The following is a 24,101-nucleotide window of genomic DNA, read 5'->3' as shown; positions in this document are numbered from 1 at the left end:
GGTTCCTCTACCCCCCCCCCCCCCCCCCCCTCAGGGGAAGGGAGCCGGCCCCCCCCCCCCAACTGCGGGGGAAAACCCCCCCCACACCCAACAACAAACAGAAGGCGGGCCCCCCCTCGGTCCCCCCCGGGGCCGGCCTCCGGCCGGCCCGTGGCCTCCGCTGCGCTCCAGCCACTGGGGGCGCGCCCCCAACTCGGGGTGTGGGTAAGGCGTGCCACGCTCCGCGCGGCCCACCCGCAGGGCTGACGCCACAAGCGGCTAGCAGCAGGGAGGGGGGCGGATGAGAGGCAACGCGGGGGCCTGTCACTCGAACAAGAAAGTGAACTGAGAGGCCATCAAGGCTCTGGATCGGCTTGCGATAAGGCAGGCTAACAGCTTTCAGCCACGTTAGGGGAATCTCAAGTTTCGGTATGCTTCATTTTTAGGAGGAGATAGACTCTGGACTCAGAGCACGCCACCCGAACCGATCCGGCACCCTTGGATCACGCCACCAGGAGGAACCAGTGCCATATCCGCAACCGCTCGCCCCCGAGGGGAAACTCGCCGACGCGAAGAAGCTGTTAAACCTCCCACCTATCATCGTGATCTGCGGCTCCACCCGCTTCATGACCGAAATGAATGAGGCCGATCTACGGGAGACCAAAGCCGGAAAGATCGTCGTCAAACCGGGCATTGACATGAAGTCGCCGCCCGAACTCTGGTCCGATCCTATCGAGGCCGAGGCGCTGAAGGTTCGACTCGGCAGCCTGCACCAGGCAAAGATCCGGCTCGCTGATGAGGTCCTCGTCGTCGGCGACTACATCGGAGACAGCACTCGATCCGAAATCTCCTACGCCCGGTCACTGGGCAAGACAGTGCAGTTCACGCACCCCGAAGTCGACCCCGACGCCTAACCGCCCAACCCCACACCCGCCGCAGGCATCCCGTGTAATTCATCATTTAGGAGAAGGCAGGCGATATGTCGAGCACAGACCGCGCTGATCAGCGCGAGGCAGCCCAGCGAGAAGCCATTGACGCGGTCGTGCGCGCCCTCGAATTGCCTGCAAGATCACTTGTGCCCGAGCGGGGGCTTCGAACGCAGGTGATCATGGCGACCGGGTCCGGGAAGACCCGGGTGGCGGTCCGCAGCGCGGAGGAGCTCCACGCAGGCCGTGTGCTGGTGCTCGTGCCCTCGCTGGACCTGCTCGCCCAGACCGAGTCCGCGTGGCGTGAGGGGGGCCGCCGGGGTCCGATGATCGGGGTGTCCTCGCTGCGGGGTGAGGAGGTGTCCTTCCCCAACACCACGGACGTGGACGAGCTGGTGGAGTGGACGCGGGGCCTGGAGAAGGTGACCGTGTACGCCACGTACGCCTCGCTCGGTCTGGGCACGCTGGAACGCGCGCACGCCGGGGGCCTCGCGGCTTGGGACCTGATCGTCGTGGACGAGGCCCACCGCGTTTCGGGCCGGATCGGGAAGCCGTGGGCGGTCGTCCACGACAACCAGAAGATCCCGTCCCTGCGCCGCCTCTACATGACGGCCACGCCCCGGTTGTGGCAGCTCGGGGACGAGGACGAGGTCGGCGCACCGGGCGAGCTGGTCGCGAGCATGGAAGACGACCCCGAGGGCCCCTTCGGCAGCCGCTGCTTCACCTTGACCCTCTCGGAGGCCATCGACCGGGGCATCTGTGCCCCCTACCAGGTCGTATGCGTCGACGTCACCGACACCGCCCTCCAGGCCGCGCAACTCCTGGGCGCCGAAAGCCGCTCGGCAGAGGTCCGCGGGGCCCGGCTCGCCGCTCTGCAGACCGCCCTGGTGAAGGCGTCCTCCGAGGAGAACTTCCGCCGCACGCTCGTGTTCCACCACGTCGTGAAGGAGGCCGAAGCGTTCGCGGCCGGCCTCCCGGACGTCGCCGCGCAACTGCACGCATCCGACCCCGAGCTGTACCCGGCCACGATCTGGGCGGACTGGCTGTGCGGCGACCACAAGCCGCTCCACCGCCGTCGGCTGCTCGGGGAGTTCGCGGCCGGGATCGCCACGGACGGCACCGTCGTGGAGAAGTGCTTCCTCTGCTCGGTGAAGGTCTTGGGCGAGGGCGTCGACACCAAGAACTGCGACTCCGTCTACTGGGCCGACGTCCGCGGCTCCATGCCCGACCTGGTCCAGGCCGTGGGCCGGGCGCTTCGGATGCAGCCGGGCGAGGGCAAGGTGGCCTCGCTCGTGGTGCCGGTGCTGCTCGGGCCGGGCGAGACGGCGGACAACATGCTGACCTCCCGGGCGTTCGGCGGGTTGGCGAAGCTGCTGGAGGCGCTGCGGGCGCACGACGCGCGGATCGTGGAGAGCCTTGCGGAGCAGCAGGCCCCGAGCCGCTACAAGCCCGTCAGCAAGGACGACAGCGGGAAGAGCACGGGCGGGAGCGGCGACGGCTCCGGGGGCGTGAACGCCCCTGCCAAGGCCTTGCTGAAGTTCTCCACGCCGCGCGACCCGGCCGCGCTCGCCGCGTTCATCAACTTGCGGGTCCTCAATCCGGAGCACGAGCACTGGCGGCGCGGTGTGGAGGCGGCCGTCATCTACGCCCGCGAGCACGGTGACCTCCGCGTCCCGTTCACGTTCCGGGTGCCCGCCGTGGACGACCAGGAGGCGGAAGGCGAGGGGTGGCCGGCCTCGCTCGCGGGCTTCCCGCTCGGGCAGTGGACCGCCGACGCGCGCCGGTTCTACGCCCGCGGCGACATGGACGAGGACCGCATCGCCCAGCTGGAGAAGCTCGGCATGATCTGGTCCCACTTCGACGTCGCGTGGGAAGAGGGCCTGTCCGCCGCGCGCGGGTGGGCCGTCGAACACGGCCACCTCCTGGCCCCGCTGGACGCCACCTACCAGGGCGCGAAGGTGGGTATCTTTCTGAAGAACGCGCGGGCCGCCGCCCGGAAGGCTGCCGAGAATGAGCAGCGGCGTGCGGAGGGTCTGCCGGTGGAGTCGTCGGCCGGGGCCCTGTCGGAGATGCGGCGCGATCAGCTGGAGGAGATCGACGCGTCCTGGTGCCCGAGCTGGCCGGTGACGTGGCAGCGCTGCTTCCACCTGGTCCGGATGCATCTGGACGCCGGTAAGGCGCTGCCCACCGAGACGGGCGACGTCGTGCGCCAGGGCGAGGATCTCGGGCGGTGGGTGCAGTCGGTCCGGCTCGGCTGGGACCAGCTCACGACCGTGCAGCAGTGGATGTGCGAGCAAGTCCTCGGGATCGAGCCCGCCACCGAGGACGAGAAGCCCAAGCGCCGCACGCAGGCCGACAAATGGGCCATGAACTACCAGGCCGCCAAGCAGTTCTACCAGCGCGAGGGACACCTCCAGGTCCCCCGGAAGCACGTCGAGCGGATCGTCGGCGAAGACCAGGAGGAGCGGGAACACAAGCTGGGCGCCTGGATCGGGAACCAGCGCAGCCGGGCCGCGACCCTGACGCCGGAACGGATCGAGCAGCTGTCCGCCATCGGCATGCGGTGGACGTAGTCGCCGGCAACTGAGACGGCTGACATGCGCAGCACGGAAGCCCGGGGCCGGGGGCCGGGTCGCCCATCTCCCCCACCGGCCGCCCCAGCTCGCGAGCCGCAGCCTTCAATCCCATCGGGGTGAGGTTGCGCAGCCTGTCCCCGCCCGGGAGCTGCCCGCCGTTCTCCGCCAGGCCGTGCTTGCGCAGATCGGACAGCGCCCCGGTGTGCGCGGCGGTGCGAGCCTGCTTCCGCTTCGACGGGGTCGGCTTGTCGGTGTGCCGGTAGCTCAGGTGCGGGGCTGAGATCTGCTGGATCTGTTCGACCGTCGCGACCTTCAGCACGCCCAGCACGCGCAGCACGTCACCGCGCAGCTTGTTCGACGACCCCGCCGGGTTCTCCTCACGCTTCCCCGCCATCAGCTGCGCTCCTTCCCCGTCGTCTGGCACGCGCGGCCACCTGCCGAGCGCCGGCCGCGCCCGGCCGCCAAGGGCCCCCGGCCCCGGAACCCGATGATCTCCTCCTCTACGGACATCACTTCAGAGTTCAGGAGTAGATAAGAGGGTAGTGACAACGCGGTGCGCGGCCGTATTTGCGTGCTGACCTGGGCTTTCTCCGTTCGGCTCGGTGCCAGGCACCAAAGTGGGTTCCACAGTGGCCTCCCAAGTGCGCACCGCAGGAGGCCGGGTCGGCTTGCCCGCTGCTGGTCGGGCCCGTGGTCGGGGCGGGCGCGCCGGGCGCCTGCCGGGGGTCGGTGCGTGGTCATCGCAGTGGCTCCTTCGCTTCGGGCCGCCCTGGTGGGCGGGGATCGAGGGAGCAGCGTGCAGGGGACCCCCTTGTCCGCGGTCTAACCGTGGCCAGGTCAAGGAGAAACACGACGGTAGGCGGGGCGGTAGCAGAGCTGGACGAGGGAGTGCGGTCGGGTTCGTGGTCGGCCCGACCACCCTGGACAAGGGGGCCCGGTTTGGCCCTTGCAGACCCGATTCGCCGGTTTCGGCTCGGAGGGAGAATTTCTGGCCTCTGTCCACAGGCTGGCGGCCCGACCCTGCTGGGACGACGCCGTGAGTCGCACGGCGGTCATCGTGAGGAGAGGTTCATGCCGTACCTGATCCCGACCCGTACGCCGCTGACGCCCCAGCAGGTGGAGCAGGGCTTCGACTACCTCCTGGCGCTGCAGACGGGCGGCGGTACCTACACCGCTGGTCGGGTGGAGGCGACCCCGGAGCTGGCGTTCGTCCTGCTGCGGCTGGCCGAGGACATCATCTGGCCCGTCACGTCCGTCGACGAGGAGGCCAACGACCTGTGCGCGGACTCCTTCGTGCTGGACGAGGTCGGGTGCGTCCTGCTGTCCGCGCTGCGGGACTGGGCGCGCGACTCCGCCACCACGGCGGTGCCCGGCATCGCCCGCAGCATCATCCGCTTCGTCGAGAACGTCATCCCCGACCCCGACGACCACGGAGACACCTGCGCCACCCTGGAGGCGATGCGCGACGAGCACCTGGCGCTGGCGCACGCGGTGCACTCCGCACCCGGTGCGCACCGCTGACCGCACCAACCCCACCCCCGCACCGGATGGAAGCGCACCGGTGCGGTGGAGCGCCCATCCGGTACGCACCGAGTCCATCCGGTGCGCACCACGATGCGCACCACCGTCCATCCGGCGCGCCTCCGTTCGGTGGGCGGTGCGCGCACCGGTGCGGCCGACGCGCGGGAGTGGGGCGCACCGGGTGGAGACGGTCCGGTGGAGTGGGCGCGGGTGGAGACAGTGGAGGCGGTGCGTTTCTCCTTGACCTGAGCCGAGGTCAAGGAGAAACGCACCGGGTGGATGCGCGGCCCCACTCCCGTCGATGGCGTCCACTTCCACCCGGTGGGCTCCACTCGGTGGAGTGGAGCCGGGCGTCGTCGGTGCGCACCACCGCACCGGGTGCGCGCCATCGGGTCCACTGAGCCTCCGCCAACCTGAAGATGCAGTTCAGCGGTCTGGTGTGACCGGCTCTCGAAGTACTCGCGCTGGTCGTGGGCGGCTGTCCGCGGAGTAGATCGTCCGACAGAGCCAGACCTAGTAGGACTCGTCGCCGTAGCCGGACGTGCTGCTCCCGCCACTGTCGGACGAGGAGTCGTAGCTGCTGGGCGAGCCGTAGTTGTCGGACGAGGAGTCGTAGCTGCTGGAGCTGGTGTAGAAGGAGCCTTCGTCGCTCGCGGCGGCGGACGAGGGGTGGCCGCCGCCGCCCGCGCCGGAGTATGTGCCCCTGGGCGGTGGAGAGGGTGGGGGTGGGGGTGGGGGCTGTTCCTCGGCTGCGTCAACGGGCAGCGGCGAGGTGACGAGGCCGGTTGCGTCGGCAGCGGTGCCGACCGGGAGGGCGGCGAGAGCGGCGTCGTCCGCGGGCGACAGGGGGACCAGGCCGTGCGAGGCGGTGCGGCCGTCCGGAAACAGGTGCCCGACGGCGAGACTGGCGGGGGTGCCCGGGGAGGCGTCGTCATCCAGGAGCAGCGCAGCCGCCGGCGGCAGGGCGGCTAGCGGGCTCAGTGGCTTCAGCGGGATGCGCCGCAGCGAGGCGCGGCGGCGGACGAGACGCCGGATGCGTCGGTGCGCCTCCTGGGCGCGCTGGTCCATCTGCCGCGCCCGGTGCTGCGCCGTGTCCGGCTGGACCTCGGAGAAGTACTGGGCGGCGGCTCCCAGCCAGTGACGCGTCTCGCGGACGTCACCCGATGCGGCCCAGGCGATCCCCAAGTTGTACGCGGCCTGCCCCAGTCCGAACAGGTCCTCGGCGGGGATCACACGGAGCGCCTGCCGGTAAGAGTCGCGAGCGGCCGACGGATCGCCGCTCCGCAACTGGGCATTTCCGACGTGCAGCAGCGACCGGCCCTCGCTGGCCCTGTCCCTGGCACGCCTGCCGAGCTCGACGGCCCGCTCGTGGCAGGCCAGGGCCCGCTGTTCGTCCCCACGGCGGGCCTCGACGACGCCGAGGTTGTCGAGGATCGCCGCGATGCCGCTCCATGCCTTGGAGGCGTGCCGGGCGCTCACAGGCAGCTCGCACTCTTTCAGGACGAGTCTCAGCGCGGCGACGCCACCGTCGCTCTGTCGCCCGGGCTGGTCGAGCTCGCTCAGCGCCCGGTACATCAGAGAGATAGTCTCCACCACGCGATGGCTCTGCCCGACGGGTACGTCCGCCGCCTTCCGGTAGTAAAGCAAAGCCTGTTCGAGTAAACCTTGTTGGTGGTATGCCCTGCCGATCTCCCGTAGCAGATGGCTGCGGCTCTCCGCAAGGCCGAGACGCTCCGCCGCGTGGACCGCCGCCTTATGGGAGAGGAGCCAGTCGTACCACAGCTTGCGCAGGTCGAAGTAGGGCGTGAGCCAGGACGCCAGGGAGACGGCACGGTCCTGCGAGGAGGCATGGTCCAGGGAGCGGATTACGGCGGCCACCAGATTCGGCCGCTCGGCGTCCAGCCAGGCGAGCGCGGAGGCGGTGGTCTTGATGCCCTTGTTCGCGCGGGCGGCGGAGTGCGGTGCCGGGCACCGCGTATACAACGCTGGGTACGGTCGGGGAGAGCGGTACGGGTCACCGGGCAGACGTTTGACGGCGGCCTCCACCGTCACGTCGTAGTGGTCCATGAGCCGGGTGAACGCGGCTTCCTGCTCTTCGGTCGTGACCTCCTGGCAGAGCCCCTGGGCGTGGAGCAGCACCAGGGATTCGAAACGGTAACCGTTATAGCCGGTGCTGCGTTCCAGGAAGCGCAAGCCGTGCAGTTCGCTCAACCGGTCGTCGGCCGTGGCCGGCGAGACCCCCGCGAGTGCGGCGGCGGCGTGGACGCCGATGTCGGGCCCGGGGTGGAGGGGCAGCAGCCGGAGCATCTCCCGCGCAGGCGTCGAGAGCAGCCGGTAGGACTCGTCCAGGATGGAACGTACGCTCCGGTCCCCCATGCTCAGTTCGGCGAGTCGGCCCGAGGTGTCGGCCAGTCGGTCGCGGAGGCCGTCGAGGGACATGCCCGGGTGGGTGACAAGAAGGTGTGCCGCCCGCATGAGGGCGAACGGCAGGCGGTCGCACATCTCGGCCACCGCCTGCGCGGCCTCAGGTTCGTCGGCGACCCGCCGGTCCCTGCCGAGCGCGTGCTCGACGACGGATCGCAGGAGCGCGACGGCGTCGGCGGGGGTGAGGCGGTCGAGCGGCTGGAACGCCGCGTGCTCATCGAGCAGTTCGGTCAGCTGGCGGCGGCTGGTGACCAAAAGCCGACCGGTGCCGCCGGGCGGCAGAAATGGCATGACCTGTTCGGCAGCGGTGGCCCCGTCCACGATGACCAGCAGCGGCTTGCCGTGCTGCTCGGCGTGCTCGAGCAGATAGTGGCCGTACAGCTCCTGCTGCTCGTCGAGTGTCCCCGCCCCGGGCACGGACCGGTGCAGGGCCACCGCCAGCATGCGCACGGCCCGGCTCAGCGCATCGCCGGGCGTACCCGCGTCACCGGGCCGGTTGTCCACGTCGATGAACAGCTCGCTGCTGAACCAGCGGCGCCCGGCCCGCCTCGCCTCCTGCGCCACCGCCCGGGCCAGCAGCGTCTTGCCCACACCCGCCGGCCCGTGGACGACTACCGGTCCCGGGGCGCTGCGACCAGGATCCAGCCGGGCCAGCACCTGCCGGATCTCGTCCTCCCGGTCGATCCAGCGGCCGACGTCGGGCATCCGCCCCACCACCTGGGCTCTGCCCTCCCGGGGGAGATTCCAGGTGATGAACTGCAGGTTGCCGTCCCCGAGCTGCTGGGCGCTGTTGCGGTAGGTGTTCCCGGTCAGGTGCGTGCCGCCCCTCCGGTGTCCGCGGGAACCGTCCAGGGCGTCTGGGCCCCGGCTCACGTATCGGAGCCGTAGTGGAACTGCTGGTGGTTATGGCTGCCGTACTGCTGGGGCGACTTGTCGTAAGTATTGCCGTGGATGTTCAGCACCTGATACCGATCCGCCACCCCAGGAACCAGGGAGATCAGATGCCTCAGCTCCGTCTCCGCCTGCTGTCGGACCTGGTCGTCGGCCTCGCTGAGCAGGGCGGCGAAGTGCCGCTGCCACAGACTCGCCTGACGGCGGCTTCCCTCCGCGTCGTCCGCCGCCCGGACCAGCGCCGTTCCCTCCAAGTCGCGCAGCACCTCGTCCTCACTGCCACGCCCCGAACGCCTTCGGAACATGCGGGCCACGCCCTCGCTCACGGTCCCCCACGCCTCCGTACCGGCAGCCTGCGCGACAGCGGTCCCACCCGCCGCGGCCAGCGCCAACAGCGATTCGGTCAGCATTCCCCGCCCCCTCTCCCCCGTACGTACCTGAACTGCACTTCCCCACCCCAACTCCCGGACAAACGACTCCCCACAGCACAGGCACTCCCGCTCCCGCCGCTCGGACGAGACTGTGCCGCGGGAGATACGTGCATAGCCTCGAAGTCAAGCGCTGACGGATGACCTTCGCCGTGGACTTCCGCCGACGGCCAGCATGAGCACCCCGAGGGCCGTAACACCAGCCCTTTGACCTGCGAATTCAAGTTGACGGAGGCTCACTCAGTGGCCTGCCTCCCGGCCGCGGTGCGGTCCGGGTTGCTGTGGCCGGTGCGCCTGGTGGTCGTCCGGGCGCACCCCGTCGGCGTCGGCCTGTGCGGTGTGGCCGTCCGCGCGGGCGCGGGATTCGTTGACCATCTTGGTAGCCGCCTCCTGGATGTGGCGCAGTCGGTCGGCGGTGAGATCGAGGGCTTCCACGTCCGTGCGCGACTTCCGCAAGGCCCGCAGCGCCGTCATGTCGATCGCCTCCCCGCGACCGACCTCCGGCTCCTGGTCGTCGTGCTCGGGGTCGGCCGGCTCGGGCGCGAGCAGTTGCTCGGGCATCGCCGCCTGCTGGTGGACGACGACGTCGTACGCCCGGCTCCGCACGGTGGTGGCGGTGGTGCGCAGCTTCTCGCGGAGCACCGCGCCGGCGAGGACGGCGCGCTCGTACTGGAGCGGGATGCGAGGGATCTCCCACTCCCCCGCATCCTGGCCCGAGGGCCGGAGCGAGGCTGGCTCGCCGGGGTCGGCTGGGGGTTGCCGGTCCGGGTCCGGCGCAGGGCCGGGGGTCGGCGTCGGGCGGGGAGATCGGACAGGGACCACCGGGCGGTGTAGAGGCGGTAGCCGGCCTCCAGGCCTCGTACGGTCTTCGGCTCGGTGGTGTCCAGGCAGTGGGTGGAGATGGCGGCGGCCACGACTTGGTCGTCCAGGCCGGGGTCGCGGCGGCGGCCGCGCAGGACGAGGGCGAGGTGGCGGCGGGCTTCGGCGAGCAGGTGTCGGCGGTGGAAGTGGCCGCCGTCGTTCATCACGAACACGGTCGCGGTGACGTCGATGGCCGCCAGGGCGACGTCGACCACGGCGGCGAAGCGGGCCCGGATCGCGGCGGCCGCGGCGCGGGCGTGCTCGAAGAGGGAGTTGATGACGTCGGCGGCGACCTTGGAGGTGAGGATCGCGCTCACCTTCCACCAGGCGCGCAGCTGCGCGAGCGGCTGGGTATTCTGCTTGGGCGGGCGGGTCTTGCGGGCGGCGATCTGGTTCATCTTGGCGCGGGCCCGCTCGGAGACCACGGGCAGGAACCGCGGCTCGCCGTCGTCGTCGACGGCGGTGACGTACTCGTGCTCCAGCTCGGCCAGACAGGCGGCGATCTGGTCACTGCGCCGGGAGGTCCAGCGGATCAGCTCGTGCGGTATCCCGGCAATCTCCATCACCGGCCGGCGCCCCGGAGTGAAGATGCGCGGCTCGGTCGCCAGCCCCAGCGCCTCGCAGACCTCCGCGGCCACCAGCTCGTTGTAGAGCGCGGATGCGGCCACGGTGTTCTCGTGCAGAGCCGTGGTGTGGATAGAGCCCCACTTCCCGTCCACGCGCTGCCCCTTCACGGACAGCAGCAGATGGTCATGGAGCAAGGGCCGCCCGGAGCGAGCCTCGTAGTGGCGGAAGCGGGCGGCGACCAGGCCGCCGGGCGGCCGGACCCGGTAGATGCCGTCCGTGCCGTACCGGATCACCGCGACCTCGTCCTCGATCCACCTCCAGCACCCGCTCGATCGCCCGCTCGTGCGCGGCCTCGATCACCAGACGGGTCTCCTCATCCCTGAACGCCCACAGGAGGTAGATCGTCGGCTGCGGCCGGAACACGAAGTCGACCCCGGTCACCGTCACCCGGCGTCCGAGAGCGCCGGCCCGATACGCCTTCTTCGGGGAGTCGCCCGCGGCGAGCCGGTCGGCCTCGATCCGGTCCGCGTACGGATGGCGGCCGCGCTCGTCGAACAGGTTCCGCAGCTGCGCCTCGGTGACCTCCTCACCCAGCGCGAGTCCGAGCACGGCCAAGCCGCGGCCCATCCATCGCCCGACCGGGACACCGGCCTGCTCCTGGGCGGCGCGCAGCGGCGTGCGGGCCGGGCGGCGGCCGTCACCGACAACGGTCTCGCGGAGGTAGTAGCGGTACATCTGACCGGCCCGAATCACCCTGATATCCACTGTCATGCAGACCACGCCACACGGCTCTGACCTGCAAGAGGAGGCCAGTCAGCAGCGCGTCCCGCCAGGCGGGAACAACGGCCCGACTTTCTTCTCGGGCGCCCGCCGGGCGGGAAGCGGCGCCGGGCCGGACGCGAATGTCATCGCTCTCCGGCAGCCCTCACACCACGACCCGAACAACACCATCCAGCACCACTGAGCACCACCACGCGCCAAGGAACGAGCGCCACCAACGAGCACCGCCTACAGCAGCCCCCGGCAACCGCCGGGGGCTTCGTCGTGCTGCCCGGAGGAGACCACCATGCCCACCTTCGAGACCCTCCCCCGCTTCACCGCCGACCTCCAGCACCTCACCCCCGCCCAGCGCCGACGCTTCCGCCGCGTCGTCCTGAACGCCTTCGTCCCCGACCTGCGCACCGGCCGCCCATTCCGCCCCGGCTTACGGATCAAGGGCGTACGGCGTGCCCCGGGCGTCTACGAACTCACCTGGTCCATGGGCACCGGCCCCGCAGGACGCGCCACGTTCGAGTACGGGACCGAGGTCCGTCCTGGCACACCGCACGTCATCTGGCGCCGCATCGGCACCCACCTGATCCTCACCGGCCCATGAGCAGCTAAGGCGATGGGAAGCAACCTGCGCTACCGGCCTTGGTCGGCGGAGCCCTTGCCCGGCTGGGAGGCGGAGAAGCAGCTGCACTCCAGCTTCCTGTCCGCGAAACCGGACAGCCCCGGCTATACCGAGGAGCAGCACGCGGAAGTGGCACACTTCCGGGCTGAGCTGCTGGAACTGAGCATCACCGTGCCGACGCACCCGTTCTGGGAGCAGGTGGAGCAGGGCGATTTCCCGGGCATCAGGACCCGCAAGCAGTTCGCCGCGATGATCGAGGGCGTGGTCCTCTTCGGCGAGCGCCGCGTCGCGGGCAACGGGCGCAGCGCCTACTGGCGCAAGGGTGTCATCGTGATCCGGAACCCGAAATCCCGGGATGAGGATACCGTTTTCGCCCCCAAGGAGGGATATGGGTACTTCACCAAGAACTTCCGTGAGGAATAGAGAAAGGAAACCCGCCATGCAGGTGGAGGACAACGGACCCGAGATCAACGTCACCATGTCCCGGGAAGAGTTCTTCCTCGTGGTCTCGCTCATGAGCGAGGCGCTGGAGACCGCCGACGAGGTGGACTTCGAAACGCGCACCGGCGCATCGACGGAGGAGGTCCGGGCCCTGCTCGCCTGCATCCCCGACCTTCCGCTGAACAGCCGCAGCTGAACCCTGCGGAAGCGCTGTTCCCGACCCGGCTGTCCCACCCCGCAAGCGTTGGGTCCCGCTTCCCGTGATCCAAGGCCCGACTTCCGGGCGCAGCCCAAGGGGCTTTGCACCAGGCTACGGACCGGGTCCGACAACGGGCCTTCCGTTTACCAGCCCCGTGGGACGCCCGCCGTGCTGGCGGACACCCTCTCGGGGGTCGGGACCCTGCTCGGTCAGTTTCTGGGGTGCTGCGGGTCGTGAGCCAGGTGACGACGTCGGCGTCGGTCATCCAGATCGCCTCCGGCAGCTCCGCGGCGAGCCAGGCGACCGGCCGGGGCACTCGCGAGCCGAGTGGGCGGTCAAGGGACATCGCGAAGAAGTTGGCAAGCAGGGGCTGAGCACGGTCGCGCTCCCGGGCAGCGACGCTGACGCCGAAGCGGATGGAACTGCTGTCCGCAATCGGGATGCGGTGGTCCTGATGGTGGACGCCGTCGTCATCGCGGCCGCCGCGCTCGCGGCCGGCTATCTGCCCGGGCGGCTGCGCCCATGGCAGCGGCTGGGCAACTGGGCGGCCGATCAGGTCCGCTTCACCGGAGCGGGGGCCCTGGGCGGCGTCGGCCGTCAGACCGTCGTCGTCCTGGCCCACGCCGTCACCGCGCCGCGCACCAGCTGGCGCATCATGCGCACCCCGGCCACCGACGCTCCGGTGCCCGTACGCGATCCGGACTGGGCCGCCCACCGCACCCGCACCGATCAGGGAGATTCCGCGTGACCACCGACGGCAGTGCGGATGACGGAGCTGAAGCGGATCCGGAATCTGGTGACGCACCATGTCTTCGACGGCTACACGCCTGCTGGCAATCCGGAGGAGCGCGGACAGGGCACCCGGCGTCGGGGGAGTACGGCCGCTCGAGCAGCGAGGGCTCTATCAGGTCCTCGCCCGGTGCACCGAGCCGGAGCACCCCGCGTCGCGGAGATCACCAACTTCGCCACCGCCGACTCGGTCGAGGAAGCCGCTGCGAAGATGCGCCGCGCGAAGAAGGGCCGCCTCTACGGCCCTGAGGGCCTGTACCGGATCTTGGAGGTCTTCGAGCACATCCCCTCGAACTCCGCACGGCACATGCTGGACGCGCTCTCGCAGGCCAGCGCCGAGATCGGGTGCGCCGCAGGCGCCGTGGCCGGCGCGTACGAGCCCGGTGCCGAGGCGAGCGACCTCATCCGATGCCCCCGTTCACACATCGGTATTACGCCAGTCTCCAGGACCGTCGGCATGTCCGTGAGAGGTTTGCGCTGATCACGGCGCAGGGATGTATGGCCCGCCTAATTCGGCAGGGTGGCCGAAAGGATGAATCTCCTTATTCAGGTGGGTGTTGCTGCATAGGATGCGCAGCGCGGTCGGCTCTTTCGGCCGTGCTGCCCGCGTCGTGAGCAGCCGCCCGGGTCGGCCTCAAGGGGGGTGCCGGCGGGGTCTGACGTGCAGTGCCGCTGCGGTGTCCTGGTGATTCAGATGCCGTGGGTTCGGGCGCCCCGCTCGGGGGCGTGTACGTGCCATTCGACGGAGACCGGCCGCGGCGTTGTGCCGGGCCGCTGTGCGCAAGGGTGGGGATTTTGCGGGACAAGGCACTGGTGAGGTCGTACCGGGACCGGACGTATGTATCGACGGCGATGGTGCGCCACAACGGGACGACCGTGGCGTTCGCCATGGACGACAGGCGCCGGATCTACTACAGCGTGCTCGACATGGAGCAGGCGTCGGCGGCCAAGGGCGAGCTGGACGCGGCGTACTGGAACGCGGAGCCGGCGCCGCTGCCGTTTCCCACCGAGTTCGTCGACCCGTTCGCGGACGCGCCCGTCGTGTACGGCATGCCGGTGGTGAAGGCCGGCGGTACGGCGGAGGTGCGGCCGCAGGAGCTGTTCGGGGCGGAGACGGACCCGTTCCTGTCCACGACGGCGCGGCTGACCGAGGCGGTGCCGATCCAGGTGGTCTCGGACGGCCGGTACGTCCTGGTGTTCCGGCAGTCGATCGCCTCCGGGCACGGTGATGCGGTGTACCGGACGGCCGGGAATGCGCTGTCGGGCGACGCCGCCCGCAGTGACTACGTGCTGGCGGGCGGGGTGAAGGTGGCGGCTGCGGACGCCTCGCTGTTGTGTGACCGGTTCGTGCTGGTCGGCTCGAAGCTGAAGCCGGTGGTGGAGGCCCGCTACCAGCGCTCGCGCAGCAAGTACACGCCGGCTGCGAGCGGTTCCGACACGCTTGGCACCCGCGACATGGACGGCAAGCAGTTCTACGAGCCGACCATCAAGCTGTCGTTCGTGCCACGGCTGACCGGCGGCGGCTTCGCGGTGATGCTCCTGCCGACCGAGGTCGAGGGCGTCTCGCGCTGGCAGCTGTTCGTCAACAACGCCGCCGGACGGTGGATCGAGTCGCTCAACTGCGAGCGCACCGACGACGGCCTGTTCGACGTCGCCGGCACCCAGCTGTGGACCAGCCCCGACCCGAAGTTCCGCAGGTCGGTGCTGGAACGCGAACCCGGCACCGACCCCAACACTGGGCGGCCGCTGGTCGCCGTCCCCGCCACCACCGACCGGGCCGGCACCGCGCTGCAGTTCTACCCGAACGTCTGCCCCGAGGTGCGGATCGCCGTCGACGCCATGCCCGCAGCGAGCGGGGGGGCCACCTTCGAGGTCTGGGTGAGGCCCACCGCGCCGGGCGGCACGGTGCTGGCCTCCCTCGACGAGAGCGCCCCCACCGGATTCCGTCTCGGCATCAACGGGCAGTACCAGCCCTACGCCGCGGGGGCCTCCCAGGGCTGGCAGCTGACCAGCAGCCTCGCCCTCACTGCGGGCGTGTTCGCTCACCTGGCGCTGGTTGTCAACGGCACGGAGGCGGTGCTGTACGTCGACGGAGTCGAGGCCGCGCGCACCACCGTTTCCACCGCCCCGGTCCCCGCCTCCGCACAGCTGCTGGGCCGGCAGGGGACCTGGGACCCCGCAACTGGTCTCGTCGGTGACATCGATGAGGTGCGGGTCTGGAACCGGGTCCGCACCGCCGCCGACCTCGCCGACCGCGGCCGCCGCCTGCTGGGCACCGAATCCGGCCTGGTCACCTACCTGCGCCTGGACGAGGGGGCGGGCCTGGTCGCCGCCAACATGGTCGACCGGCGCCGGGACGCCGCCGTCAACGGCGTTGCCTGGACCACTTCCGAGGCTCCCGTCGGCGACGGCCCCGGCCTGTCCCGTGACCTGTTCTCCATAAAGGGCCGCGAGGTGGTCGGCGGCCTGGCCGCCAGCCTCTACTACCAGCAGGAGCAGCAGTCCTCCGGCTACGGCACCGTTGCCACCGAGAAGCGTCAGGCCCGGGTGCTGCTGGCCTGCGCCACCTCCGGGCCGCCTCCGCAGGGCAGTGCCGCCGGCCGCAACCACCTGTGCACGATCGACCTCGCGCTCGGCCGCGGCGGGCGGATGGCCGCCTTGCCGCGGGAAGTGGTGCTCGATCCGATCGGTGTGCCGGAGCCGACGAAGGACCTCGACCTGCTGGCCGCCGCCGAGGCCAAGGTCAACGCGGCCCGGGCCCAGCTGGGCGCGGACTGGAAGCTCGCCGACGACCTGCCGGCCACCTTGAACTACCTCAACTCGATCTGGAACATGGGCTTCCGTCGGGCCCAGCGCGACCGGTTGGTGCGGACGCTGCCGGAGATGTTCGCCGCTCAGGCCCGCCTGGGCCAGGACCGGGCGGAGGTGGCGGCGGCCGAGGCGGACCTGGCGGCGCTGTCGGGCGGCATGCGAGGCGGCGCGGACGTGGTGCTTCCGATGCCGAGGATAGCCGTCGATCGGGCCGGGCTGAGCGCCTACGGGGCGCTGCTGACCTTCGCTTGGACGAACCGCGCGCCGTCCCTGCTGGACAGCGCCAACGGCGACGTGGTGCTCTACTACGCGGGCGTCGACGGGCAGTTCTTCTCCGTCTACTATCCCACCACCGTCTCCCGGGCCACCCGCCGGCTGGCCGCCGGTGTTGGTGCTCTCAGCCTGGTGTCGCGCGACCCCGGCGCCAGGACGGGGGACTTCTCGCTTACCGTCTCGCCCGGCACCTCGGCCTCTCTGTGCACGGTCGAGGTGGTGTCGGCGGCGGCGGGCACCGAACGTTTCCCCGACGTGCCGCGCGCGGCCGCGGACTTCGCCCGGGTGCTTGGCGGACGTCGGGTGCAGGGAGCGCTGCTGGGCAAGGTCACCACCGCCCAGGACACGGCGGTGGACCTCGCCGAACCGCTGGCGCGGAGCCTGCCGCAGGGCACGGTCGTCACGGTCGGGGGGCGGCTGCGGACGGTCAAGGCCGCGGTCGCGGCCGGCGGCAAGACGATCACGCTGACTACGGGCGGACTCGCCGGCACCGCCGGTACCGACGTGTACGGGGCGCTGTACGACTACGGGCGGGCGACCTGCAGCGTGCCGGGCGCCTCGCTGAGCGCGGGTTCGCGGATCGTGGGCGTCACCACCTCCGGGGTCTCCCCCGGCGAGAAGGTCGCCGACGGGCGGGCCGCCGACGGTGCTCAGCCGCTGCTGCCGCGCTGGCGCGGTGACGCGCCCGGCCGGGCGCTGACCTTCGGCAGCAACGATCAGCACCTGACGCTGCCGCAGGCCCAGTGGCCGAAGGTCTCCCCGGAGGGGGACGTGTCGGTCGAGGCGTGGGTCAACCCTTTGTCCGTCAACGACTACAGCCGGGTCTGGCACGCCAACGCCGGGCAGCTCCCGTACTCGCTGGCCCTTGAGGAGGCGTCGGAGACCAGCGCCATCCGGGGCGCAGGCCAGGCCGAGGTCAGCGGCCGGATCCCGCTGGCCGGGCGGGACTTCACCCTGGAAGCCTGGGTCCGCCGGGACGCGGGCGCAGTGGTCTCACCCCTCATGCACAACGCGGACGGGCTGGGGTCAACCGCGTTGACGTTCGTCGTACTGCCTGACAACCGGGCGTGCTTCGGATGGGGCCCCAGCGAGTCGGACATGCTGTTCGGCGGGCAGGACGATCTGGGCTGGCACTGCTGGAGCGCGGTCTACGAGGCAGCCACCCGTCGGCGCACCCTGTACCGCGACGGTGTGCAGGTAGCCCAGGACACCGCCCCGACGCCCTACCAGGGGACCGGGAAGTCCCTTCTGGCGGTCGGAAACGCCGCGTTCGACGAGGTCCGGGTGTGGGGGCGGGCCCGCAGCGCGCAGGAAATCAAGGCGATGGCCAAGCGGCGCCTGACCGGCCGGGAGCGGGACCTGCTGGCGTACTGGACCTTCGCTGACAGCGATCTCACCGACCGCTCCGGGCACGGCTACGACGCCGTCCCGAACGGGGCGTTCACCGTCGAGGCTTCCGCGCCGTGGAGTTTCCGCGTCGCGGCCGTGATGGGCTCCCAGGCCGTGGTCAGCCAGGCGGCGTTCCCGCTCGCGGACTGGTCGCACGTGGCGGCGACCTTCCGGCAGGACTGGGCACTGTCCCTGGACGGCACCGGCTACCTGGACGCCGACGGGCCCGAGGGGCTCGACCTCACCGACGACCTGACGATCGAGGCGTTCGTCAAGGTCGATGCGTTCGGCAGACCCCAGGGCTTGGTCGCCAAGGGCGCGCTGGAGACCGGCGTGGACGACGCGGTGCCGTACGCGTTCTACATCGACTCCGACGGGCAGTTGGCGTTCACCTTCGAGGCCGGTGACGGCCGGGCCGGCTCCCGGCATACGTACAAGTCCAGGACTGCCGTCCCGCGCGGCAAGTTCACCAAGGTCGCCGTCACCCGCCGCCCCGGCGGGGAGAAGGACAACTTCGTCGGGATCCGCTTCTACATCGACGGCAAGCTCGTCGGCGACGACCCGTTCACGTACAGGGGTGCCAAGCCGGTCGGCAACGACGCCAACGGTGAGATCGGCCGGTTCCGGGTCCGCACCACCTCCTTCGGCCTGCGTGGCACCCTGTCCGAGGTGCGGATCTGGAACGCCGTCCGCCCGGCCGACCAGATCGGCGTGCCGATCGCCCCGGATGCCAAGGGCCTGGTCGCCTGGTGGCGCTTCCCCGAGCGCTCCGGCGCCGTCACCGCGGACGCCTGTGGTAGCTACCCGGCGCAGATCCGCGGCGCCAACCGGGTCCGCACCCCCGACCCTGACGGCAACCGGATCACCCTTTACCACAACGGCGTGTCCGCCACGGCCCTGCCGGCTCCGAACAGCATGCTCGGGGTCCTCGGCAAGCCGCAGGTCACCGCCGGCGCGATGCAGCGCGACGACGGCAGCTGGGCCAACCTGCTGGGCGGCGGCCTGGACGAGCTGCGGATCTGGCGGACCTGCCGTACCCAGGAGCAGATCCTCGACAACATGTTCACCCGCCTGCGCGGCAGCCAGCAGGACCTGCTCGCCTACTACCCGATCGACCCGGACTCCGCGAAGCCCGGCGCCACCGTCACCGACGCCGGACCGGCCGGCTGCCACCTCTACCCGTCCAACTCCGCTCCCGGCGTGGCGATCTCGCACGCACCGATCAGCGACGACAGCGCCCAGGTCCGCTCCGCGCTGACCGGTGCCCGCACCGTCTTCCAGAGCCTGATCAGCGCCACCCCGCAGGCCGGCGAGTACGCCGACCTGCAGACCGACAGCGAGGGACTGCGCTTCGGCGTGATGAAGCGCGCCTACTCCGCGATCCGGGACGGCGCCTGGACGCTGACCACCGGCTACAAGGTCGGCGACCTCGCCACCGCCTGGGTCGGCCAGGCCCAGTTCGCCCCGCAACTGGTCGGCTACCTAGAAGGCGCACCGCCCGTCCCCTCGGAGAACCTGGTCAAGAGCGCCGGCGAGGACTTCAAGGACGCCTCCTCGGTCAAGTTCGTCCAGGCCAACACCGTCACCAACACCCTCTCCGGAGAGAGCAAGAACAGCTTCGACGCCTCCGCGAAGTTCTTCATCAACTCCTCCTACGGCGACGACACCTACATCGTCGCCGCCCCCCTCGGCGCGGGCACCGCCAAGCGCGCCGCCGCGATGTCGATGAACCTCGGCATCAGCGGCGACATCAAGGAGAGCAAGGGCTGGAGCAGCGAGACCCAGATCACCCAGGGCACCACCACCACACGCACCAGCGAGGTCTCGCTCAGCGGGTACTGGGAGCCCGACGACGCCAAGAAGCAGATCAACCCGACCGTCGGCCGCCGCTGGGTACCCGCCAACACCGGCTTCGCGTTCGTCCAGTCCGACACCGCCGACCAGTACGCGCTGCGCCTCAAGCACAACGGCGCCCTGGTCGCCTACCGGATGGTCCCCAACCCCGACATCCCCACCGACTGGAACATCATCCCCTTCCCCATCAACCCCCAGTACACCAAGCAGGGCACCCTCGACGGCCTGATCGGCTACGCCGCCGACCCCTCCACCGGCGCCCTGAACCCCTTCCCCGACCCGGACTTCCCCAAAGCGGGAAGCGGCGAGGCATTCAGCTACTACCGGCCCCGCGAGGCGTACGCCCTCAAGCGCCGCATCCAGCGCGAGGAGCAGCAGCTCCAGGGCTTCTACGAGACGGTGAGCTCCGACCCGAAGGGCCCCGACCCGATCGCCGCAGCCGCCGACAAGGTCCTCAAGGGCATGATGGGCGGCACCGGAAGCACCGGACTGGCCGCCGGCGGTGCGGCCGGCGACCCCGCCGCAGCCCGCTCCGCCCAGCGTTCCGCCGCCAAGCGCAACATCGCCAACACCTACGTGTGGACCGCCGCCGGCGGCCTGTTCTCCGAAGTCACCGGCACCACCGACCAGGTCGTGCAGACCACCGCGGGCGAGTACAGCCTCTCCGGCACCTCCACCTACACCAACGACTACGGCTTCGAGTTCGGCGGCGTCGGCTTCAAGGCCGGCTTCGAGATCACCCTCGGCGGCGGCTACAGCCTCACCCGCCGCAAGAGCAAGGACTCCACCCGCACCTTCAGCCTGGAGGTCACCGCCAAACCCGGCAGCAACCTGCAGAAGCAGGACGCCGGCAACCCGGTCCACGACGCGAAGAACCGGCCCGTGCTGGTGCCCGGCCGGGTCGACGCCTACCGGTTCATGACCTTCTACCTCGACACTTCCAGCGACAACTTCGAGGACTTCTACGGCAAGGTCGTCGACCCCGAATGGCTGGAGACCAACACGAGCGCGCACGCCCGCGAACTCGCCCGCGCCCGCCAGAGCGACCGCAAGCCCCCGTGCTGGCGCGTCCTGCACCGCGTCACCTACATCAGCCGCGTCCTGGACACCAGCTCCGGCGGCGCCACCGGCTACGCCCAGGCGCTCGGCGCGCTCGGCCTCGCCAGCGACCACCAGCTGTTCACCAAGCTCCAGCCCAACCTGACCGGCGCGACCGGCTCCCTCGCCGACCTGACCGCCGCCACCACCGCCGCCATCCAGGCGCACTTCCCCACCCTCGTCCCGCACACCGCCACCATCGTCGACCGCCTCGCCGCCTACCACCAGCTCCCCGACACCACCGACCCACTGATCCTGCCCGCCCCCGCCACCGTCCCCGTGCCCACCACCCCGACCGCACCCACCACGACGCAGCCCACGCGCGCCGGCCTCACCCTGCCCGCGAGCACCCCCCGGGGCACCCAGGTAAGCGTCGGCTACACCGTCCCGCCGGAGCAGGTCATGTCCAAGAACTGGGTCGGCATCTTCGTCCCCGACGCCGCACTCAACTCCGGCTCCCTGCACTGGCAGTACACCCCTGACGCCAACGGCACCGTCGGCCTCCCCAACTCCGAGCACCTCGGCGCCGGCCGCTACCAACTGTGGCTACTGGCCAACGACGGCTACACCCCCCTCGCCGGCCCGTACGACCTCACTATCGCCTGACCCGGCCACCGTCCCCGCGCCCCCCCGTCCGACAGGAACCCCTTCCCGCCGGACGGCGGCACAAGCCGTACCCAGGCGAAGAGACACCCGGTGCCCGTGCCTGTACGCGATCCGGATTGGGTCGCCAACCGCAGCCCCGAGGGCGGCACCTGAACAACCGGGAACTCTCAGCGGGGCCGGGCAGGGTGATCATCCTGCCCCGCTGTCGTTGGGTCAGCCGAAGTCGGACGTCTCCTGCGCGAAGCCGGCCAGCTCGGCTCCCGTTGCACACGCGTGGTAAGGGCTTGCCGGGAATCAACACGTCGGTTTGATCTTGTTCTTGTCGAGGTCGAGGAATCTCTCGATGTCAGTCGGTGTGCGGAAGCGGGCGGTCGAGGCGGGGATGTGAACTCCGTGGGCGTCCAGGAGCGGGCGAACGTCTTTCGCTGCGCGGCTGATGGTCATGGCGGTGGTGTTGAAGAGCTGGCCCAGGAGGTCCATGGTCGCGAGTTTCCGCAGGTGGAGCACGGTGGCCAGGACCCGGTCGGCTGAGGTGAGCTTGGGTTTGGCGCCTGTGCCAGGGGCCACCAGGCGTTCGTGGCCCCTGCGGGTGCGGAGCACTTGCTCGCGTTGAACCTCCATCGCTGGAGTCAGCATGTCGATGAGTTCGTTGAGCTGCTGGCGGGTCATCCCGGTCAGTTCCGGGTCCTGTAACGAACGCTGCGTGAGGCGGGCCGGTCCGTCCGCCAGGGCCTCGTCCTGTGTGCTGGTGGTGGTCGCCGTGTCCGTCGGGCGCTGGGGGTGGAGGGTGTAGTTCCAGTCGCCGTGGAAGCGGTGGCGGGTGATGGGCAGGGCGGCGATCTCGTCGTCGCTGATGCGGATGCCGGTGGGGTACTCACCGCTGTCGAGTTCGGCCCGGACGGTGAGGCCGGTGCGGCTGGTGGTCGCGGCGATGGTCTGGAGCATGACTTCGTGGCTGGTCAGGGGCCTGCCTCGCCAGTTCATGGTGATGTGGGAGAACAGCCGGTGCTCGATCCTGTTCCACTTCGAGGTGCCGGGCGGAAGGTGGCACACCGTGATCTCAAGGCCGGTCTCGGCGGCGAGATCGGCGAGCTGGGTCTTCCAACCCCGGGTGCGGTAGCCGTTGGAGCCGCCACCGTCAGCGGTGATCAGCAGCCGGCGGGCACCGGGGTAGTCGTGTTGGCCGACCGCCTGCCACCAGCGGCGGATCGAGGCGACGGCGAACGCCGCCGTGTCGTGATCGGTGCCGATGCTGACCCAGCCGGTGTTCGCCGTCATGTCGTAGATTCCGTAGGGAATCGCCTTGGCGGCCTGGCCGGGGAAGTCGTGCGTCTTGACCCTCACGGGTTGTCCTGCAGGCTGCCATTCGTGCCCGGCGTTCCTGTAATCGCCGATCAGTTCCTTCTTCTTGCTGTCCACGCTGATCACCGGGTCACCGACGTCCCTGTGGTCTCGTGCCCGCTCGTTGAGGTAGCGGAACTGGGCGTCCCTGTCGGGGTGCTGGGCACCTTCGATGGTCTTGGCGTTGTCCTGCAGGCTGAAGCCTTCCTCCCGCAGCAGACCGGCGACGGTGTCGGCGGAGACCCGGTGCCCCTGGCGGGTGAGCTCCGCCGACAGCTTCCGGGTCGACTTCGTCGTCCAGCGCAGCGGCGACATCGGGTCGCCCCGCTCGTCGGGCTCGACCAGCGCCAGCAGTGCCGGCCGCAGCCCAGAGTCCAGCTCGGCCGCCTTCTTCCGCCCTCCACCGGGATGGCGCACCCGCCCCAACGGGGCCTGACCGAAGTCCAGTTCAGCCGCCCCACGCGAGACCGTGGCCTCCCGGACCCCGGCTGCAGCGGCGACGATCCTGATGCCGCCATGCCCCAGCGACAGTACTTCCGCCCCTATGGCCAGCCGACGCTGACACTCGTCCAGATGTGGCAACAACACCTGGAACTTCGCCGCCAGAACAGCCTCGATCCCTTCCGGTCTCCCCATACCAGACCAACGAGCCCCACAGCTGGAAGCCACGACTTGTTTCCCGGCAAGCCCTAACTGATCGTTTCAGAATGACGAGGCTGCTGAGCGAAGCCGAGTGCAGCTCTGTGTATCGGTTACGGGAGGCTGAGTGCTTCGGCCCAGACATCGCCGCCATTGGCCCAGGTCCCCACCCATTGCCGCAGTGATCCGGTCGCGTGGCGCAGGCCGTCATGGGGGTCCTCGCCCCAGCTTGGCACCCAGCCGTCTGCGTCGTAGAGCAGCACAGGGTTGCCGACTGCGAGCAATGACAGATGCCACTGCATTGTGCAGCCGCCCGGCGCCAGGTACAGCCATGATCCGGGCAGCCCCGCCGCGCAGTCGCGTTCGTGCCGGGTGATCGAACAGGGCCAGTCGATCAGGTCCCCCGGCGCACGACGACCGTCGGTGAGCGAGGCCAGACCGCCGTCGGGCCCGAAGCCGCCGTCGCCTACTTCGGTGTACATCCTCCGAAGAAGGGTTGGCAGCGGACGCCCGATGATGTCCTCGGCGGCTTCAACTTCAGATGGCGTGACCGGCGGAAACAGCGGTCCGCGCGGAGCGTCAGCGAAGTAGGCCGCCACCTCCTCGGCTTGCGACTTGAGCACGATCATTCCGTTGCTGCTGGAGCCGACCGTCCGGCTCCGAATGTGCTCCAGATGTTCCGGGCCGAAGTGTTCCTTGATCCACGAGCGTGGGACTGGTGCCGTATCGAACCGTCGGCCCGGATCCCACGCGCGAGTACACAGCATGTCGATCAGCGTCTCGTCGCCCTCGGCGGCGCCGGGTTCGGCAGGAAGTTCTTGACGGTGCGACTCGGAGTCGCCGTGCACAGGGGACGTCATGCGCCGGGATCCTACTGCTGGGGGCGGAGAGCCTTTCGAAGGCGTCGCAAACAGATGATCGTGCAGGCCAGTTCGAGCAGTCCCTGGTGGAGATCGGCGCGTCGTTCGTAGCGGGTGCGGAGCCGTTTGAACTGGTGCAGCCAGGCGGTTGGGTCGGCCGCGCGGCGAGGTGTCTGCTGAGGCAGGTCCTTTTCCGCGCGGCCTCCCGCCGAACCGGACGTGATGGTTTCCCGAT

General features: G+C 70.3%; 16 protein-coding genes and 1 pseudogene. 9 read left to right on the top strand and 8 right to left on the bottom strand.

Annotated features, from left to right (window positions below; genetic code table 11):
- The first annotated feature begins 503 nt into the window (after positions 1–503).
- The 3 genes from AC0682_RS30645 (at position 504) to AC0682_RS30635 (ending at position 5,002) form a co-directional block, all read left to right on the top strand.
- Entirely contained in the window at positions 504–893 is a 390-nt protein-coding gene (locus AC0682_RS30645; protein WP_367445379.1) for a hypothetical protein, read from the top strand.
- 65 nt (positions 894–958) lie between these two features.
- Positions 959–3,478 carry a helicase associated domain-containing protein gene (locus tag AC0682_RS30640; RefSeq protein ID WP_478536464.1) on the top strand — a complete coding sequence of 840 codons (2,520 nt, stop codon included), beginning with the start codon at positions 959–961 and terminating at the stop codon, positions 3,476–3,478.
- Positions 3,479–4,552: 1,074 nt separating this feature from the next.
- A complete protein-coding gene (locus AC0682_RS30635) occupies positions 4,553–5,002 on the top strand; it encodes a hypothetical protein (protein ID WP_478536463.1) in 450 nt (149 codons plus the stop codon).
- Positions 5,003–5,515: 513 nt separating this feature from the next.
- Here the strand turns inward: AC0682_RS30635 and AC0682_RS30630 are convergent.
- The 5 genes from AC0682_RS30630 to AC0682_RS30610 all read right to left on the bottom strand — a co-directional run bounded on the left by AC0682_RS30630 (position 5,516) and on the right by AC0682_RS30610 (position 10,944).
- A complete protein-coding gene (locus AC0682_RS30630; protein WP_478536461.1) occupies positions 5,516–8,299 on the bottom strand; it encodes a tetratricopeptide repeat protein in 2,784 nt (927 codons plus the stop codon).
- Positions 8,296–8,727 carry a hypothetical protein gene (locus AC0682_RS30625; protein ID WP_478536460.1) on the bottom strand — a complete coding sequence of 144 codons (432 nt, stop codon included), beginning with the start codon at positions 8,725–8,727 and terminating at the stop codon, positions 8,296–8,298. The genes AC0682_RS30630 and AC0682_RS30625 overlap by 4 nt, the downstream gene beginning before the upstream one ends.
- A gap of 258 nt (positions 8,728–8,985) precedes the next feature.
- A complete protein-coding gene (locus AC0682_RS30620; protein WP_478536458.1) occupies positions 8,986–9,219 on the bottom strand; it encodes a hypothetical protein in 234 nt (77 codons plus the stop codon).
- Positions 9,216–10,466, bottom strand: coding sequence for a MobF family relaxase (gene mobF / locus AC0682_RS30615; protein ID WP_478536457.1), 1,251 nt, complete (start codon positions 10,464–10,466; stop codon positions 9,216–9,218). The genes AC0682_RS30620 and mobF overlap by 4 nt, the downstream gene beginning before the upstream one ends.
- A complete protein-coding gene (locus AC0682_RS30610; RefSeq protein WP_478536456.1) occupies positions 10,357–10,944 on the bottom strand; it encodes a relaxase domain-containing protein in 588 nt (195 codons plus the stop codon). The genes mobF and AC0682_RS30610 overlap by 110 nt, the downstream gene beginning before the upstream one ends.
- Before the next feature lie 295 nt (positions 10,945–11,239).
- On the opposite strand from AC0682_RS30610, the gene AC0682_RS30605 reads away from it, so the two are divergent.
- The 6 genes from AC0682_RS30605 (at position 11,240) to AC0682_RS30580 (ending at position 21,026) form a co-directional block, all read left to right on the top strand.
- A complete protein-coding gene (locus tag AC0682_RS30605) occupies positions 11,240–11,548 on the top strand; it encodes a hypothetical protein (protein WP_478536455.1) in 309 nt (102 codons plus the stop codon).
- A gap of 12 nt (positions 11,549–11,560) precedes the next feature.
- The gene (locus AC0682_RS30600; RefSeq protein ID WP_478536453.1) at positions 11,561–11,989 is read left to right on the top strand and encodes a hypothetical protein; all 429 of its coding nucleotides are present in this window, start codon (positions 11,561–11,563) and stop codon (positions 11,987–11,989) included.
- 16 nt (positions 11,990–12,005) lie between these two features.
- Complete coding sequence (locus AC0682_RS30595; RefSeq protein ID WP_478536452.1) at positions 12,006–12,203, top strand: hypothetical protein; 198 nt, start codon at positions 12,006–12,008, stop codon at positions 12,201–12,203.
- A gap of 457 nt (positions 12,204–12,660) precedes the next feature.
- A complete protein-coding gene (locus AC0682_RS30590; RefSeq protein WP_478536451.1) occupies positions 12,661–12,954 on the top strand; it encodes a hypothetical protein in 294 nt (97 codons plus the stop codon).
- A 171-nt stretch (positions 12,955–13,125) separates the two neighbouring features.
- Entirely contained in the window at positions 13,126–13,476 is a 351-nt protein-coding gene (locus AC0682_RS30585) for a hypothetical protein (protein WP_478536450.1), read from the top strand.
- A gap of 314 nt (positions 13,477–13,790) precedes the next feature.
- Entirely contained in the window at positions 13,791–21,026 is a 7,236-nt protein-coding gene (locus AC0682_RS30580) for a LamG domain-containing protein (protein ID WP_478536449.1), read from the top strand.
- A 294-nt stretch (positions 21,027–21,320) separates the two neighbouring features.
- On the opposite strand, the gene AC0682_RS30575 is transcribed toward AC0682_RS30580, so the two are convergent.
- The 3 genes and pseudogenes from AC0682_RS30575 to AC0682_RS30565 form a co-directional block, all read right to left on the bottom strand.
- Entirely contained in the window at positions 21,321–23,003 is a 1,683-nt protein-coding gene (locus AC0682_RS30575) for an ISAzo13 family transposase (protein WP_478536448.1), read from the bottom strand.
- Positions 23,004–23,119: 116 nt separating this feature from the next.
- A complete protein-coding gene (locus AC0682_RS30570; RefSeq protein ID WP_478536447.1) occupies positions 23,120–23,866 on the bottom strand; it encodes a hypothetical protein in 747 nt (248 codons plus the stop codon).
- Positions 23,867–23,877: 11 nt separating this feature from the next.
- A pseudogene (locus tag AC0682_RS30565) lies at positions 23,878–24,101 on the bottom strand (hypothetical protein); the annotation flags it as partial.

It is taken from the genome of Streptomyces sp. NPDC043746, assembly GCF_056436485.1.
This window is presented reverse-complemented; position numbering and strand designations above follow the sequence as displayed.